Source organism: Paraburkholderia sp. HD33-4 (assembly GCF_021390635.1).
GTDB lineage: Bacteria > Pseudomonadota > Gammaproteobacteria > Burkholderiales > Burkholderiaceae > Paraburkholderia.
This window is the reverse complement of the sequence record NZ_JAJEJS010000001.1, coordinates 1912097-1926559: the sequence shown is the minus strand read 5'-3', so window position 1 is coordinate 1926559 and position 14463 is coordinate 1912097. Positions and strand designations below refer to the sequence as shown.

Sequence of the window (14463 nt, the reverse complement as noted above, 5' to 3'; positions counted from 1 at the left end):
CTCGAGTGTAGGCTTCAGTAGGCGAAGCAGACCGATTTCGTCTCGGTGTACGCGTCGATGATCGCGCGGCCGTGCTCGCGTCCGACGCCGGACGACTTGAAGCCGCCGAACGGCAACGCCGGATCGACCATGTTGTGCGAATTGACCCACACCGTGCCTGCTTCCATGCGATCGACGACGCGCAGGGCCTTATCGAGCTGATTGGTCCACACGCTCGCGCCGAGACCGTACTCGCTCGAATTCGCGGCGCTGATCGCTTCTTCCAGATCGTCGTAGGGCATCGCCACCAGCACCGGGCCGAACACTTCCTCGTTGACGAGCGAAAGCGGCCGGCGCGCTTCGTTGGCGACCACGGTCGGGCGCACGAAATAGCCGTCGCCGTCGCGTGCCGAACCGCCCGCGACGATCTCGCCGCCCTGCGCGCGGCCCTCGGCGATCATGCCGACGACCTTGTCGCGATGACGCGCCGACACGAGCGGGCCCATCTGGGTCGTCTCGTCGAAACCGGAACCGAGCACGAGGCTGTTGGCGACCTGCGCGACGCCTTCGACGATCTGCGCGTACATCGAGCGCGGCACATAGAGGCGCGAGCCCGCCGTGCACACCTGGCCGTGATTGAAGAAAATCGCGCTCGCCGCGCCTTCGATCGCCTTGCGCGGATCGCAGTCGTCGAGCACGATCACCGGGCTCTTGCCGCCCAGTTCGAGCGAAACGCGGCGGATGTCGCGGCCGCATTGCGCGCCGATCAGACGTCCCACTTCGGTCGAGCCGGTGAACGTCACCTTGTCGACGTCGGGGTGACGGACCAGCGCCGCGCCCGCGGTTTCGCCACGGCCGGTGACGACGTTCAGCACGCCCGCCGGGAAGCCGGCTTCGAGCGCGAGTTCGGCGAGGCGGATCGCGGTCAGCGGCGTTTCCTCGGCGGGCTTGAGCACCACCGTGCAGCCGCAGGCGAGCGCCGGCGCGATCTTCCACACCGCCATCAGCAGCGGGAAGTTCCACGGCACGATCGCGGCGACCACGCCGGCCGGCACGCGCTGCGTCGACGCGCGATACTGCACGCCCGGCGGAAAGCTCAGCGACAGATCGACCGTGCTGCCCTCGATCTTCGTCGCCCAGCCGGCCATATAGCGCAGCCACTGCGCGCTGCCGCCCACTTCGAGCATGCGCGAGAAACCGAGCAGCTTGCCCTGGTTCAGGGTTTCGAGCGCTGCGAGTTCGTCGCCGTGCCGCTCGACCAGATCGGCGAGCTTGAGCAGCAGATGTTCGCGCGCGGCCGGCGGCATACGGCGCCATTCGTTCGATTCGAACGCGCTCTTCGCGACGGCCACGGCGGCCGCGACGTCCTCGGCGTCGCCGTCGGGCACCTGGGCGATTTCACGGCCGCTGGCCGGGTCGTAGACGGCAAAGGTTTTGCCGCTGCGCGCGTCGACGGCACGGCCGCCGACGATCATTTGGGTGCGAAGGTTCGCAAGCAATGCTTCGATTTTCATGTCTGCTCCTGATTGATCTTGTCGATCCTGGTTATGGGGCGATTACGCCTTGTTTGGAAAACAGCACGGGCGAGCCGTCGTTGTTCAACACCAGCGCGGTCAGCGCGTCGCGGCCCGGCAACTGCTTCGCCACGAACTCACGCGCACCCGGCTGCTTCAGCGTCACGGAGCCGTCGAGCGCCACGGCTGCCACGCCGTGCGCGTTCGCGACGAGATCGGTGATCGAATCGTTGGCGCCGGATGCCACCGTCTGCCAGGTCGCGCCGGCGTCGCCGCTCGCGAACAGATTGCCGCGCAGCCCGCCCACGTAGACCGTGCGATCGGGCGCCACCACGCCGCTCCACAGCGTGCCCTTGTAGCCCGTATGCAGCGCCTGCCAGCTCGCGCCGTCGTCGCTCGACCTGAACACGGTGCCCTGCTCGGCCGCGATATACACGTCCTTGTCCGGGCCCGCGAACACCGAGAAGAAATTCAGTCCGCTCTTGCCGGCGCCGCCGCCCGCACCCTGGTCGACCTGTTGCGTCTTCCAGGTGGCGCCGCCGTCGTCGGTGGTGACGAGCAGCGACCACAGGCCCACGGCCCAGCCGTGCCGGTCGTCGCGGAACGCGATCGAGAACAGCGGCTGGTCGACGCTGGTATCCGAGCGCTGCACGCGCCAGTTCTCGCCGCCGTCGTCGGTGTGCAGCACGACGCCCCAGTGCCCCGCCGCCCAGCCGTGCCGCGCATCGGCGAAGGCGACCGAGGTCAGCGTGGCATTGGCCGGCACCTCGTGCGCCTGGCGGAAGTGCGCGCCGTTGTCGTCCGACAGCAGAATCACGCCGTGTTCGCCGACCGCGACGATGCGGCTGCCCGCGAGTGTCGCGCCGAGCATCATCGAGCGCTCGGCGCCGTCGCGATGCTTTGCGGCCGCCAGCGCGAGTTTGTTGTCGGGCGCGGCGCCGGCGAGCGCGTCGTGCGCACCGGTGAGCGCTGCGAGCAACGCGAGCGCTGCCGCGCAGGCCATCTTCAGGCTCTTGGTCTTTTGCATGATGGTTGTCCTCGTGGCGCGCTAGTGGGAGAAGAAGCTCGAACTCTTGACCGCCGAGCGGCGCGGAAAGAGCCGGGTGAGCCAGACCGCGAGCGCGGGCAGCGCCGTCATCGCCATCACGAGATTGACGAGGAACATGAACGCGAGCAGCTTGCCCATGTCCGCCTGGAACTTGAGCGCCGAGAAGCTCCATGTCGCGACGCCGACCGCGAGCGTGATCGCCGTGAAGATCGTCGCCACGCCCACTTCGAGAATCGCCTGCTCGACCGCCTTCACGATCGGCACGTCATGCGACAGATGCTGTTGCAGGCGGTTGTAGATGTAGAACGCGTAGTCGACGCCGATGCCGACCGCGAGCACCATCACCGGCAGCGTCGCGACCGTCAGGCCGATCTGCAGTTGCTTCATGAACCAGTAGCCGATGAACGTCGCCACGGTGAGCGGCAGGCAACATGCGATCACCGCGCGGAAGTCGCGATACGCGAGCAGCACGAGCACGACGATCGCCGCGTACACGTAGAGCATCATCGGCAATTCGCTGCGCGCCACTTCGTCGTTGGTCGCGGCCAGCACGCCCGCATTACCGGCGGCGAGGCGAATCGTCACGCCCGCCAGATGGTTGTCCGCCCGATAGGTCTTGACCGCGTCGATCACGCGATTGATCGTCGTGGCCTTGTGATCCGACAGGAACAGATGCACCGCCGTCATCCGGCAGTCCTTCGTCATGTAGCCGCGCACGCGGTTGATCTCCGCGCTCAGCGCCGCATAGTTGGTCGGATCGATCGGCACGACGAACATCTTCGGATTGCCTTCGTTGTAGCCCTCGTTGTAGGTGCGCAGCATCTGCGGATACGAGCTGACCGACACGACACCCGGCACGCGGTTCATCGAGCCGACGAAGTCGTCCTCGAACAGGCCTAGGCGCGGATCGGTGCAATCGCCTGAGTTCGGCGCTTCGAAAACGACCGTGAGCCAGTCGAGGCCGACGTCGTAGCTGCTGGAGATCGCCACCGCGTCTTCGTTGAAGCGCGAATCGGCGCGCAACTCGGGCGCACCGGGCTGCAACGTGCCGACCACCCGATCGCGGCTTTGCCACACCGCCACGCCGAACACCACTGCCGTCACCGCCAGCGTGATCGCTGCGTTGCGCGGTTCGGCCACGCGGGCCAGCACACGCAGCCAGTGCGCGCGACGCTCGCGCGCGGCGAGCGCGCGGTCCGCGTATTCCTTGGTGAAATGCAGGCACGACGCGACGACCGGCAGCATCACGAGGTTCGTCACGATCTTGTAGCCGACGCCGAGCGATGCGGTGATCGCGAGCTCGCGCACCATCGGAATCGGAATCAGCAGCAGCGTGACGAACGACACCAGCGCGGTGACGAGCGCGAGCGTGCCCGGAATCAGCAGGCCGCTGAAGCTGTGGCGCGCGGCTTCCATCGGCGTGCGGCCGTGCGACAGTTCACGCACGATGAAGTTGATCTGCTGGATACCGTGCGACACGCCGATCGCGAACACCAGAAACGGCACCAGCACCGCGAGCGGATCGAGGCCGAAGCCGAGGATGCGCAGCGTGCCGAACTGCCACACGAGCGAGGTCAGCGAGCACGCGATCGGCAGGATCGTGAAGCGCAGCGAACGGCTGTACCAGTAGACGGCGCCCGCCGTCAGCACTAGTGCCAACGCGCAGAACACCAGCACGCCCGACGCGCCGTCGGCGATGTCGCCGATCTGCTTCGCGAAGCCGATGATCTGCACCTGGTAGGCGCCGTTCTCATACGGCTTGCGCAACTTCTCTTCGAGGATGTGATTGAAGGCCACGTAGTCGAGCGCGTTGCCGTTCGCGTCCCGCTCGTTCAGCTCGGCCGTGATCATCGCGCTCGTCTGGTCGCGCGAGACCAGCACACCGACGTAGCCGCCCGCCGAGGTCGACTGGCGAATCGCGGCGATCTTCTCGTCCGTGAGGCTTTCCGGCGTGATCGTGCCATCGATCAGCGGGTCCGCGCGAAAACCGTCTTCGGTGATTTCGTTGACGAAGGAATTCGGCGTCCACAGCGACTGCACGCCGCCGCGATCGACATCGGGCAGATAGCCGACGGCCTGGGTGATCTGATAGAGCCGCGTGAGCCCTTCGCGCGTCCAGATGGTGCCGTTGCGCGCCTTCAGCACGACCGTGATCCGGTTCGCGCCAAGCAGATCGTTGCGGTATTCCCGGAACGTTTTCACGTATTCGTGCTGGGTCGGAATCTGCTTGTCGAATCCCGCATCCATGCGCAACTGCAACGCGAACACGGCCATCACCACCGTGAAGACCGCGATCACGCCGAGCGTGATCGCGCGATGCCCGAACAGGAACGCCTCGAGCTTGCTTACCAGACGATTCAACACATTGCGCCCCTCAAAGTCTGCTGCTGATCCACGGTGCGCGCCCGCAACGGGCGCGCACCTGCCTGCCTTAAAACTGCGGTTTAGAAGTTACGTGTTGCGAACATGCCGACAAAATTGCGGTCGGAGTACGGCTGACCGACGGTGTTGTGACCACCGAAGAACGCCGTGAAGTTGATGCCGGCCTGCCACACGGTCGGGTTCTGGTTGAACAGCACATACACGTTGACCGACTTCGCGCCTTGCATGTAATTCGCGGTGAAGGTCGGCGTGTAGCCGTACAGTGCGTCGGTGAACGTCACACCCGGCGTGAGCTGCCAGCCCGGGATCACCGAGCCGTCATAGGTCCAGTTGAAGTCGACCGTCGCTCCGACCGAACTCGCCGTGCCCTTCGCGGCCGTGATCGGATAGCCGAAGCCCGAGTTGTTGTTCAGCCACGTGAAGTAGCCGGCGGCCGGCGCCTGCGTGACCTGTTGACCATCGACCGTGCGCGTGAGCCCGTTCGAATTGAGGCCCGGGTAGTAGATCCACGCGAGCTCCATCGTCAGCACGGCCATGTCGGCGTGAATCAGCTTCAGGAACGGATAGTCGCTTTGCGTGAGATTCAACTGGCCGTTGATCAGGTATTGCAGCTTCTTGCGGTCTTGCCACTGCTGGCAGGTGATGCCCGACACGGCGTTCGTGTTGAAGTCCAACGGACCGCCCGCGCCGAAGCAGCCCGACAGCGCGACCGCATCTTTCGGACGATACGAAAGCTCGGTGCCGATCGCCCAGTCGCCGACGCCGAAGTTCGCGCTCGCGCCGAACAGTTGACGGTTGTTCAGGTACTGGAACTGCATCGTGCCGTCCGGCTGCGATCCGACCACCGGCGACTTGTCGGTGTAGTTCTCGTAGTAGAAGCCGAAGTTGACGTCGACGCTCTTCGGCTTGTAGTTGAACTTGATACCGAACTGCGGACGGTATTTGTTCGGCAGCTCCGTCGAGGTCGGCACGCCGATCGAGTTGAACGGCGGCCCTGCGAACTGGCCGTTGACCAGGCCGTTGGTGATGCCTCCCACAAAATTCGCGTTGCCGGCGTTCGGCCCTGCGATCGTGCCCGGATCGAATCCGCCCACGTTGCCGTTGAGCGTGCTGATGCTGGCCGGACCGGAGCCGCGCCCGAAGATGTCGCCGACCGACCAGTACGAGCCGACCGGCGGATAGCGGTTGCTCTTCCAGCTGAACTGGTAATAAGCCTCGGTGCTCAGTCCCGAGGTGATGCCGCTCGCGAAGCTGATCATCGGCTCGGGTAGCAGCGCCTGCTTCAACTGCGTGCCCGGGATCAGCAGCTTCTGGATATCGACCGCGTTGGTCGCGTTGATGCCGTTGGTCGCGAAGAAGCTCTCGCCCCAGTTGATCACCTGGTTACCGACCCGCACGTGCGCCGAGCGGTCGTTGAGCGTGAAGTCTTTCTGCACCCACAGATCGAGCAGATCGACCGGATACACGATCTGCGAGGCCGCGGTGCTCGACAGCTCCGTTCGGTTGGTGTTCTTCGCGAGGAAGTCGTACATGCCGGTGCCGCGCACCATGAACTTGACGCCTTCGCCCGGCATCGTCAGCAGCAGCTCGCTCGTCGCGCTGATGTACGTGCTGAACGGCTGCCCCTTGCGATAGTTGAGGTTGCCGTCGTCGCCGTTGGACCACTGCGCGGTGTTCGCGCCCGCGCCGCAGCCGTTGGCGTTCGGGTCGCCTGTCAGCGAGCAGCTCGGGTTCTTGACGCGGATGCCCCCGCCCGCCGTCAGGTTCGTGACCCACGAACCGTTGACGGCACCGTCGTTGAGTGTGAACTCGTATGCCGAGGCCCCCTGTGCCGCCATCAGCAGACCTAACGAAACTGCCGCGCTAATTTTTGTCTTCACCATGGCGCTTCCCATGCCTGATTTATTTGCAGGTCGAATATGAGGAGTGGCGGCGCGCCAGTCGGCGCGCCGCGACCGCTGGACGTTACGTTATCGCTCGCTGACAGCGCGCAGGTTCTCGGACGAATAGAAGTCGTCCTTGAAGCGCGCGTCGTTCGAGTCTTCGTACCAGCGAATGTCGGTGTTGGTGCCGATGGTCGACTGGTCGGTCACGTAGCGGCCGTTGTTGAGGTCGTATTGCACGAACGGCTCGACGTCACAGGCGCCGTGCAGCTCGTACACCGGGATCGGATACGCTTCCTTGACCTTCCAGAGCTTGCCCTGGGCATCGTAGTCTTCGGCGGCCACCGCGAGACCGCTGTCCTCGTCGATGTAGAAGACCTTCTTCGAGGCCACGTGGCGCACGCCCGACTTCAGCGTCGCCTCGACCACGTAGACGCGGTGCAGCTCATAGCGGCGCGCTTCGGGGCTCACGCCGTCCGGCTTGAAGACGTCGTCGAACTTGTCCTTGAAGTTGTACATGCCGAAGTCGTCGTACGGGATGTAGATCTCTTTCTTGCCGGCGAGCTTCCAGTTGAAGCGGTCGAGCTGGCCGTTGAAGAGCCACGGCTCGTCGACCGTGTACTGGTTCTCGAAGCCGATCTGCGGCGCGTCGTACGAATACGCCGGCATGCGGCGCACGCGGCGCTGGCCCGTGAAGTAGTAGTACGTATCGTTGCCCTTGTCGAAGTAGTCGCGCTGCACGAGACCCTGGCCGGCCAGCGCGGCCGGCGTCTCATAGGCGAAATAGATCGCATAGAGCATGTCGCCGGCCTGCTGCGGCGAGCTCGCGCCCTTCTTGCCCCACGGGAAGTACAGCGTCTGCTTCGATTCGGCCTTGATCCACTCGCTGCCGCCCGGCCGGGGCGATGCCGCCGTCACCGCCTTCTGCCATTCCGCGCCGATGCCGCGATAGCGCGCGAGGTGGTCCCACATCGCTTCGGCACCCGTCTTCGGCGCGGGGAACGGCATACCCGGCAGGCTCGCGCTCTCCAGGTTCTCGCCGCTCGCGTCCATCTTCGCCTGAGTCGCGTTCAGCTTCGTGTTGGCCTGCACGAAGTCCGGCGCGCCGCATTCGCGGTGCGTCGGATAGATGTCCATGCGGTAGCCCTTCTTCTGCTTGATCAGCTGCACCTGGCCGGGCGTCAGATTGTCCGCGTACTTGTCGACGTTGCTCGCGTCGATCGAGTACAACGGCTTTTCGCCCTTGTGCTTCCAGAAGTCGCCGCGCAGCTTGCCGTACGACCAGTCCGCGGGCGCTGCCTGCGGACCCGCGTACGCCGGAATCCGACCGTCGGCGCTCGCGCCCTTCTCCATACCGGCCGTGTCCGCCACCGCGCCACCCGCCAGCGTGCCCAGCACGGCGGCCAGCACCGCTGCCGAACACATTGCCTTTACTTGCGTCTTGCCTTTCATCGTCTCGATCTCCCGATACCTGTTGAATCGCCCAGCCGTCGTAGCGGCCATCTCTAGTACTGATCTTTCACCGCCGTATCGCCGCTCTTGCGCAGACTCTCGATCAGAGCCGCGCGATGCTTCGCGACGTCGGTGAGCGCGGGCCGCCGCTTCGCGGCAACTTCCTGCGCGGTATAAGGCCTGAAATCCACGGGCTTCGTGTCCGCGTTCCTCGTGTCCATCAGCCAGTTCAGAACGTTCGCCAGCTCCGCGTCGGACAGCGACGAGTTCGACGCGCCCGGCACGCGCATCACGAACTCGCGTCCCTCGGCGAGCCGCACGAAGTGTCCGAGCTCGCCCGTGAGCGGCGGCACCTTGCCCGCGATGCCGTGCGCGTCGCCGGTGTGACAGCCCATGCAGTTGAGGACCCAGGCCTCGCGCGCGCTCGCCGCGTTGTAGCCGCGCTCCTGTGCATGCGCGGCCACCCCCGACATCCCCGCGCACACGGCAAGCACGGCTGAGAACAGCGCACACGCGCGAGTCTTCTTCATAGCCCGAGACTCTTCAGCGCGACGTCGCGATGCGCGCGCACCTGAGCGCCGTCCATCTGCGTCGCGCGCAGCGCCTTCACTTCGGCCGCGGTGAACGGCTTCGCGCCCGCATGCTTCGCGTTCACGTCGAACACGAGGTAATTGAGCACGTTCGCGAGGTCCTCGTCGGACTCGGCGCGAAAGCTCGGCATCTTGAAGTTGTAGCTCTTGTCCTTGATCGCGATCGTGCCGAACATGCCGTTGAGCACGGTCAGGCCGAGTTGCGTGCGACCCTGCGCGTTGGTCGCGTAGTGGCCCGGCAGCTCGGTGAGCGGCGGCGCGAGACCGTCCTGGCCCTTGCCGCCCGCCTGATGGCACACGGCGCACTTGGTGTCGAAGAACGCCTTGCCGGGCGCGTACTGCGCGCTCTGCGCGAGGGCCGCGCCCGCGCTCAGCGCGGCGCCCGTCGCACACAAGGTCACGGCCCACTTCACGAGGCGCCGGTTAAAAGTCGTCGTGGTCATTGCTGTGCTACTCCGAGCAAGGCGGATACCGAGCAGTGATAGTTCGCGTTGCCGCTCGCCATGCACCAGTTGATGTCGTTGTTCAGCGAGAGCTTGTACAGCGGCTTCTCGCGTTCGTTGCGGTTGCAGAAGCAGCGTCCGCACGAGGTTTTGCCGCAGCAGTCGTTGTACGACACGATGTAGTCGGTGCCGTCGTGCGGATTGCGGCAGGTGCCGATCCACGTGATCGGCGACGGCGTCGTGCCCGGCGGGCAGCTGCTCGACGTGCCGCCGCAGCAGCTGCACAGCCAGCCGTCGATCGCGCAGTAGCGCCAGTAGTCGCAGCTATACGGGTCGTCGCTTTTGCCCGCGGCCGGCGCGCTCGCGGCGCCCGGCGCCGACGCGTTGTCAGCCGCGAAGGTGCGGTCCACCGGCAGCAGCGGCACGAGCGCCGAGCCGACCAGCACGCGGCCCAGCCTGGCCATCGCGCTGCGTCGCGAGCTGTGCTGCGCGACGTTGCGCGCCCTCAACTCGAAGAAAGAGTCGAACCATTTCATGCTTGTCGTCCTGTCGTTCTGATGTGTGATGACGTGCTCAGGCGTGCTGCTCCGCGTGGTCCCCGTGGTCCGCATGGTCGTGGCCCGCGTGGACGAACTCCTGCAGCGAGGCCACCCCGCGATCCTTCGCTTCGAACAGGCTTTCGAGGTGTTCACGCGAATTCACCAGACCCTTCGCGCGGACCTTGCCCGCTTCATCGATCAGCAGTGCGTACGGCAGCTTGCCGATCTGATAGGCGAGACCCAACTCCTGCGACAACACGTACGGGAACTGGCTCAGGCCGAGCTTCTTGTAGAACGCCGCGTGTTCGGTAGTGTCGCCGTCGCTCGCGAGCACGATGTCGGTAGCCGTTTCGCGCGACTGGATCGACGGCAGCAACGGCAGCAGCTTCTTGCACACCGGGCAGCTCGGCGACAGGAAGAACACCAGCGTGCTGCGGCCCTTGGCGGAGATGCCGCCGACCTTGACCTGACGGCCGTCGAGCGCGTTGAACTCGAACGACGGACCGACGGTGCCGACCGCCGGCCCCTTGTCGATCATCAGCGCGCCGACCGGCATCAGTCGTTCGTACAGCACGCCGATCTGGCGCACGAGCGCGAGGGAGATGGCGCCGAGCGCAAGCACGCCGAGCCACAGCAAAACATTGGAGACCAACAGTGCGTTTTCCATTACGAGTTCCTCAGGTGATTCAGCTTCGGACGGTTGGCGAGCAGCACGTCCAGGGTAAAGAAAGCGGCTACGGCGACGAGGGTCGCGCCGAGCACGCTGAGATAGTCGAACCAGACGACCGCGCGGGCGCTTTGCGGCAGGCAGATCAGCGCGGCGAGCGCGGCCAGCAGCAAGGTGCGCGCGACGTGCGCCCAACCTATCGAGTGCGGCACGGCAGCGCCCGGCTGGCGAAACCCACTGCAGCCGCAATCGATGTTGGTGCGCCCGCGCGCCACGTTGATGCCGAGCGCAAGCGCAAACAGCACGAACAGCGCGGCGAGCGCGGCGGCGCCGATGCTGCGCGTAGCCGGTACGAGCGTCGCGAGCGTCGCGGCGATTTCGGCGAGCGGCAACAGGAGCGCGAACGGCGCGACCAGCGCGTGCGGCAGAAGATCGAAACCGGCGACGATCTGCCGTTGGTCGTACTGGCGCGCCACTTTCGGCAGCGCGAGCGTCAAGGTGATGATCGAGGTCGCGGCGAGCGCGACGCTCGAGACGACCGGATCGATGACGAGGACTGGATTCATCGCATGCACCTGGTTACGGGTTGAGCAGCAGCGACGCGGTCGCGCCGACCTGCTTCTGAACGTGCTTGAGCTTGCCCGTCGCCGCGTCGGCGACGACCACGTCCGAGTTGATCGTGATGCCGTAGAAGAGCGGATGCGCATCCTCGCTGACCTGAATCGACAGCAGCGGATCGATCTTCTGGTCCGCGAGCTTCCAGCGCGCGATGCGCTTGTGCGTCTTCAGGTCGAACACCCAGACCTCGCTCGCGGGGTCCTTGTGGGTATCCGCGTTGCCCTGGTGCATCGCCACGAACAGACGCTGGGTCGGCACGTGCAGCGCGGTTTGCTGCAGGCCGCCCGGACGCCAGCCGGCCTTCGCCTCGTCCGGTGTGACGAGCGCCCACGGCGTGCCGAACACCGGCGCGGCGCCGCTGAAGTCAGCGGTGCGCAGATTGCCGTTGAAGGTCGCGAACCAGTACGTATTGCCGCTGCGCGACGCATTGACGAACGCCGGATCCCTGGCGACGTCGATGAATGCGTCGGACAACTTACGGCTCTTTTCCTTGCCGTTCGCGCCGAGCACGACGGTCAACGCCTTGCCGCTTTCGCACAGCGACGTGAAGCGGTCGTTACCCGTCGGGTAGGCGAGCACGCAGCCGTCCGTATCGATTTCGGCGGTGACCTGATGGGTGGCCGTGTTGACCACGGTGACCGAGGTCGCCGGCGTGATGTTCGACACGTACAGCCACTTGCCGTCTTTGGACATCGACGTGTTGTACGGCGACGGCACGCTTTGCGCGTGCTTCGGCGGAATCGCGACTTCGCCGGTGATCTGCAGCGTCGTGTTGTCGGTCGTTTCGACGACGTCGGTGCGGGCGCCGTGCGAGCCGCGCGCGAAGTAAGTCGTCGCGACGTAGCTCGTCTTGTGATCGGGGCTGATCGCGAGACCCGGCGCGAAGCCGGCGTCGATCTGGCCGAGCAGGCGGTTGTTGTCGGCGTCGATCACGTACGTGCGCGCGTCCGTCATCGAGCTGAAGTTCACGTCCACGACGTACACCTGATGCGGGCTGTACGCCGGCATCTTCGCGATCGTCAGGTCTTCCGCTTTTTCAGTTGCGAGAACCTGGGTCGCTATCGCGACGCTGCTCAACATCAGCAGCGCCAGTCTCCGTTTTCTTTGCATCTCTTCTCCGCAAGTACATTCGTTGTGGCATTGCGGAAAATTAACTGTAGATAATTGTGGAAACAGCTCCCAAATCGGCAAACGATAAGTAGATTTATTACGCCTTACTTACGAATCCAATAACAGGCTTACAAAGACGCTCGACGCATTTTTCCGCGGCCATGGATAGCGGGGTTCACCCTCATGCGAGAGCAGTGGTTCAGCGGTCCGCGGCTCAGGCGCCCGGCCCGGTTTCTTCGCGGACGAACTGTTCGAGACCCGGCACGCAGGCTTCGAAATGAGCGCGCGAGGCAAATAGTCGCGTCGGCAGCAACACGGCTTCGGCGGCGTTGATCAACAGCAGCGCGACGTTGATGCGGCGGTCCGTATGACGAATTACCGCGAAATGGTGACGCGGAAGCTCGCCGTTGAAACGCGGGTCGGCGCTCGTGATGTCCTCGTCGTCGTGCAAGCCTTCGAGTTGCGCACCCGGTACGACGCACCATGATTCCGGCACGCGCGCGAGCACCTCGGTCACGTCGCCGAAGTCGGAGATGATGGCCGCGTGCGAATTGGGCGCGCGGCGGAACCATAGTGGCTCGTCGGCTGCTTCGACATGAAGCGCCGCGACCGGAAACAGTAAAAGCCCGTTATCCATTTGGAGTGAGTGGCGTCGGATTGCTCAAGCTGATCGGCTCGGATGATCGCCCAAAAACCGCAGGCACTGCTATATCACGGCGTACGGTTTGCCGATATTGGAGGTTGCGGGGACGCGTGCGTCGCAAGCAGCTGCTGGTGGTGCGCTTCGGTGGCATCGTCGGCGGGGAACATGCATTCGATGCGCAGCTCCTGCGCGGCGACGTTTTGCGGTGTGCCCACGGTCGTGACCATCGAGAAATAGCGCAGCACCTTGCCTTCGCTGATGAAGCCGAGCGGCACCATCGGCAGCGTCGCTGCTGCCGTTGCAGTGGTAGCGGACGAGCCATGATGCGTCTTCCAGTCGCGCGGCACGTCCGGATACGCAAGCAGTTCATCGAGCAGACGCTTCGTGTTGGCGCCGATCACATGACCGACCGACTCGCGATACACGCGTTGCAACAGGCTTCGCGCGACCTCCTCCCAATCGGCGACGAACGGACGCATGCCGCGCGGATCGAAGATCAGATGCAGCATGTTGCGCGGGCCTTCGCGCGCGGCCATGTCGATGAAACAGTTGAAGAAGCGCGGCGCCGCGTCGTTGCTCATCAGCACGTTCCAGTCGCGGTCCATCACGAGCGCCGGAAACGGTTCATGCTGACGCATGACCCGTTGGAGCGCTCGAACCACGCCCTGCATTTCCTGCGCATTCCACGGCGCTTCCGAATAGATCGGTGCATAACCCGCGGCAAGCAACAGCGCATTGCGCTCGCGCAGCGGCACGTCGAGAGTCTGCGCAAGCGTGAGCAGCGTGTCGCGGCCCGGCACGCTGCGCCCGCTTTCGATGAAGCTGATCTGCCGCTGCGAGAAGCCGGCCTCGAGCGAAAGATCGAGCTGACTCACGTTACGCACGTCACGCCAATAGCGCAACAGACTGCCTAGATCGCCGGGCTGCACTTTCGGATCGTGACTGGTGACGTTCATCGTATTGCCCTCCTCCTGATGCATGAACAGGACTGCTTCAGCGCGCGCGCGCGTGCCACGCGAATTCCGCGAACTGCGTTTCGAGCGGCGGCTCGGTCACGCTGCCGGTGTAGTTCGTGATCGTCGACGCGGCGACCACCGCAACCACCTCGAGAATCTGCTCTGCGCTGAAGCCTGCCGCCAGAAAGCGTTGTCGGTCCTCGTCGGCGAGGCGGCCGCGCTTTTCGATCAGCGTGCGCGCGAGCGTCGACAGTGCCGACAGCCTCGCGTCGTCGGGCACGCCGGCGTGGCGGATCGCCTCGACATCGGCGCGACGCAGGCCCGCGTTCAGGCCGAGCGCGGTATGAAACGCAACTGCCCATTCGCTCGCGTTCGTCACCGCGTTGGTGAGCAGCAGCGTCTGGATCTCCGGTTCCGTCAGACTGCTCGCATGCACGCGCTCGAACAGGCCGATGAAGCCGTTGATCAGCACCGGTGAAGCGGCCATCTTGGCCGCGATGTTCGGAATCACGCCGAACGCCTGATGCAGTTTCCGCAGCAGGAGTTTCGATTGCTCGGGAGCGGACTCGATCGTGTGAACGGGATAGCTGGACATGATGGTATCTCCTCGACGTGTGCGCCATCGGATGACGACGCGGT

The 14463-nt window shown here is 64.9% G+C and carries 14 protein-coding genes; all 14 read right to left on the bottom strand.

The features are described from left to right. Positions 1-14: 14 nt before the first annotated feature. A complete protein-coding gene (gene styD, locus L0U84_RS08480) occupies positions 15-1493 on the bottom strand; it encodes a phenylacetaldehyde dehydrogenase StyD (RefSeq protein ID WP_233849220.1) in 1479 nt (492 codons plus the stop codon). 31 nt (positions 1494-1524) lie between these two features. Further along, the gene (locus L0U84_RS08475; RefSeq protein ID WP_233849219.1) at positions 1525-2520 is read right to left on the bottom strand and encodes a YCF48-related protein; all 996 of its coding nucleotides are present in this window, start codon (positions 2518-2520) and stop codon (positions 1525-1527) included. Between the two features lie 21 nt (positions 2521-2541). Beyond that, positions 2542-4905, bottom strand: coding sequence for an efflux RND transporter permease subunit (locus L0U84_RS08470; RefSeq protein ID WP_233849218.1), 2364 nt, complete (start codon positions 4903-4905; stop codon positions 2542-2544). 80 nt (positions 4906-4985) lie between these two features. Beyond that, a complete protein-coding gene (locus L0U84_RS08465; RefSeq protein WP_233849217.1) occupies positions 4986-6806 on the bottom strand; it encodes a DUF1302 domain-containing protein in 1821 nt (606 codons plus the stop codon). Positions 6807-6893: 87 nt separating this feature from the next. After that, complete coding sequence (locus tag L0U84_RS08460; protein ID WP_233849216.1) at positions 6894-8258, bottom strand: DUF1329 domain-containing protein; 1365 nt, start codon at positions 8256-8258, stop codon at positions 6894-6896. Between the two features lie 53 nt (positions 8259-8311). Next, positions 8312-8788 (bottom strand): c-type cytochrome, encoded by a 477-nt coding sequence (locus L0U84_RS08455; protein WP_233849215.1) that lies wholly within the window; start codon positions 8786-8788, stop codon positions 8312-8314. Next, positions 8785-9291 (bottom strand): c-type cytochrome, encoded by a 507-nt coding sequence (locus tag L0U84_RS08450; protein WP_233849214.1) that lies wholly within the window; start codon positions 9289-9291, stop codon positions 8785-8787. Before L0U84_RS08450 ends, L0U84_RS08455 begins: the two co-directional genes overlap by 4 nt. Further along, complete coding sequence (locus tag L0U84_RS08445) at positions 9288-9827, bottom strand: methylamine dehydrogenase light chain (protein ID WP_233849213.1); 540 nt, start codon at positions 9825-9827, stop codon at positions 9288-9290. Before L0U84_RS08445 ends, L0U84_RS08450 begins: the two co-directional genes overlap by 4 nt. A gap of 37 nt (positions 9828-9864) precedes the next feature. Next, positions 9865-10497: a methylamine dehydrogenase accessory protein MauD gene (gene mauD, locus L0U84_RS08440; protein WP_233849211.1), complete on the bottom strand. Its 633-nt coding sequence runs from the start codon at positions 10495-10497 to the stop codon at positions 9865-9867. Then, positions 10497-11063, bottom strand: coding sequence for a MauE/DoxX family redox-associated membrane protein (locus L0U84_RS08435; protein WP_233849210.1), 567 nt, complete (start codon positions 11061-11063; stop codon positions 10497-10499). The genes mauD and L0U84_RS08435 overlap by 1 nt, the downstream gene beginning before the upstream one ends. Before the next feature lie 13 nt (positions 11064-11076). Then, complete coding sequence (locus L0U84_RS08430; protein WP_233849209.1) at positions 11077-12225, bottom strand: amine dehydrogenase large subunit; 1149 nt, start codon at positions 12223-12225, stop codon at positions 11077-11079. 214 nt (positions 12226-12439) lie between these two features. After that, positions 12440-12862, bottom strand: coding sequence for a hypothetical protein (locus L0U84_RS08425; protein WP_233849208.1), 423 nt, complete (start codon positions 12860-12862; stop codon positions 12440-12442). Between the two features lie 74 nt (positions 12863-12936). Next, positions 12937-13824 carry a helix-turn-helix domain-containing protein gene (locus L0U84_RS08420; protein WP_233849207.1) on the bottom strand — a complete coding sequence of 296 codons (888 nt, stop codon included), beginning with the start codon at positions 13822-13824 and terminating at the stop codon, positions 12937-12939. A gap of 37 nt (positions 13825-13861) precedes the next feature. Continuing rightward, a complete protein-coding gene (locus tag L0U84_RS08415; RefSeq protein WP_233849206.1) occupies positions 13862-14419 on the bottom strand; it encodes a carboxymuconolactone decarboxylase family protein in 558 nt (185 codons plus the stop codon). Positions 14420-14463: the final 44 nt, after the last annotated feature.

What these genes read in the sequence shown, in the direction of transcription:
- L0U84_RS08450 (WP_233849214.1), bottom strand. Translation starts at nt 9,291, where the DNA reads ATGACCACGACGACTTTTAACCGGCGCCTCGTGAAGTGGGCCGTGACC.
- L0U84_RS08465 (WP_233849217.1), bottom strand. Translation starts at nt 6,806, where the DNA reads ATGGTGAAGACAAAAATTAGCGCGGCAGTTTCGTTAGGTCTGCTGATG.
- L0U84_RS08475 (WP_233849219.1), bottom strand. Translation starts at nt 2,520, where the DNA reads ATGCAAAAGACCAAGAGCCTGAAGATGGCCTGCGCGGCAGCGCTCGCG.
- L0U84_RS08455 (WP_233849215.1), bottom strand. Translation starts at nt 8,788, where the DNA reads ATGAAGAAGACTCGCGCGTGTGCGCTGTTCTCAGCCGTGCTTGCCGTG.
- L0U84_RS08425 (WP_233849208.1), bottom strand. Translation starts at nt 12,862, where the DNA reads ATGGATAACGGGCTTTTACTGTTTCCGGTCGCGGCGCTTCATGTCGAA.
- L0U84_RS08460 (WP_233849216.1), bottom strand. Translation starts at nt 8,258, where the DNA reads ATGAAAGGCAAGACGCAAGTAAAGGCAATGTGTTCGGCAGCGGTGCTG.
- L0U84_RS08435 (WP_233849210.1), bottom strand. Translation starts at nt 11,063, where the DNA reads ATGAATCCAGTCCTCGTCATCGATCCGGTCGTCTCGAGCGTCGCGCTC.
- mauD (WP_233849211.1), bottom strand. Translation starts at nt 10,497, where the DNA reads ATGGAAAACGCACTGTTGGTCTCCAATGTTTTGCTGTGGCTCGGCGTG.
- L0U84_RS08420 (WP_233849207.1), bottom strand. Translation starts at nt 13,824, where the DNA reads ATGAACGTCACCAGTCACGATCCGAAAGTGCAGCCCGGCGATCTAGGC.
- styD (WP_233849220.1), bottom strand. Translation starts at nt 1,493, where the DNA reads ATGAAAATCGAAGCATTGCTTGCGAACCTTCGCACCCAAATGATCGTC.
- L0U84_RS08415 (WP_233849206.1), bottom strand. Translation starts at nt 14,419, where the DNA reads ATGTCCAGCTATCCCGTTCACACGATCGAGTCCGCTCCCGAGCAATCG.
- L0U84_RS08430 (WP_233849209.1), bottom strand. Translation starts at nt 12,225, where the DNA reads ATGCAAAGAAAACGGAGACTGGCGCTGCTGATGTTGAGCAGCGTCGCG.
- L0U84_RS08445 (WP_233849213.1), bottom strand. Translation starts at nt 9,827, where the DNA reads ATGAAATGGTTCGACTCTTTCTTCGAGTTGAGGGCGCGCAACGTCGCG.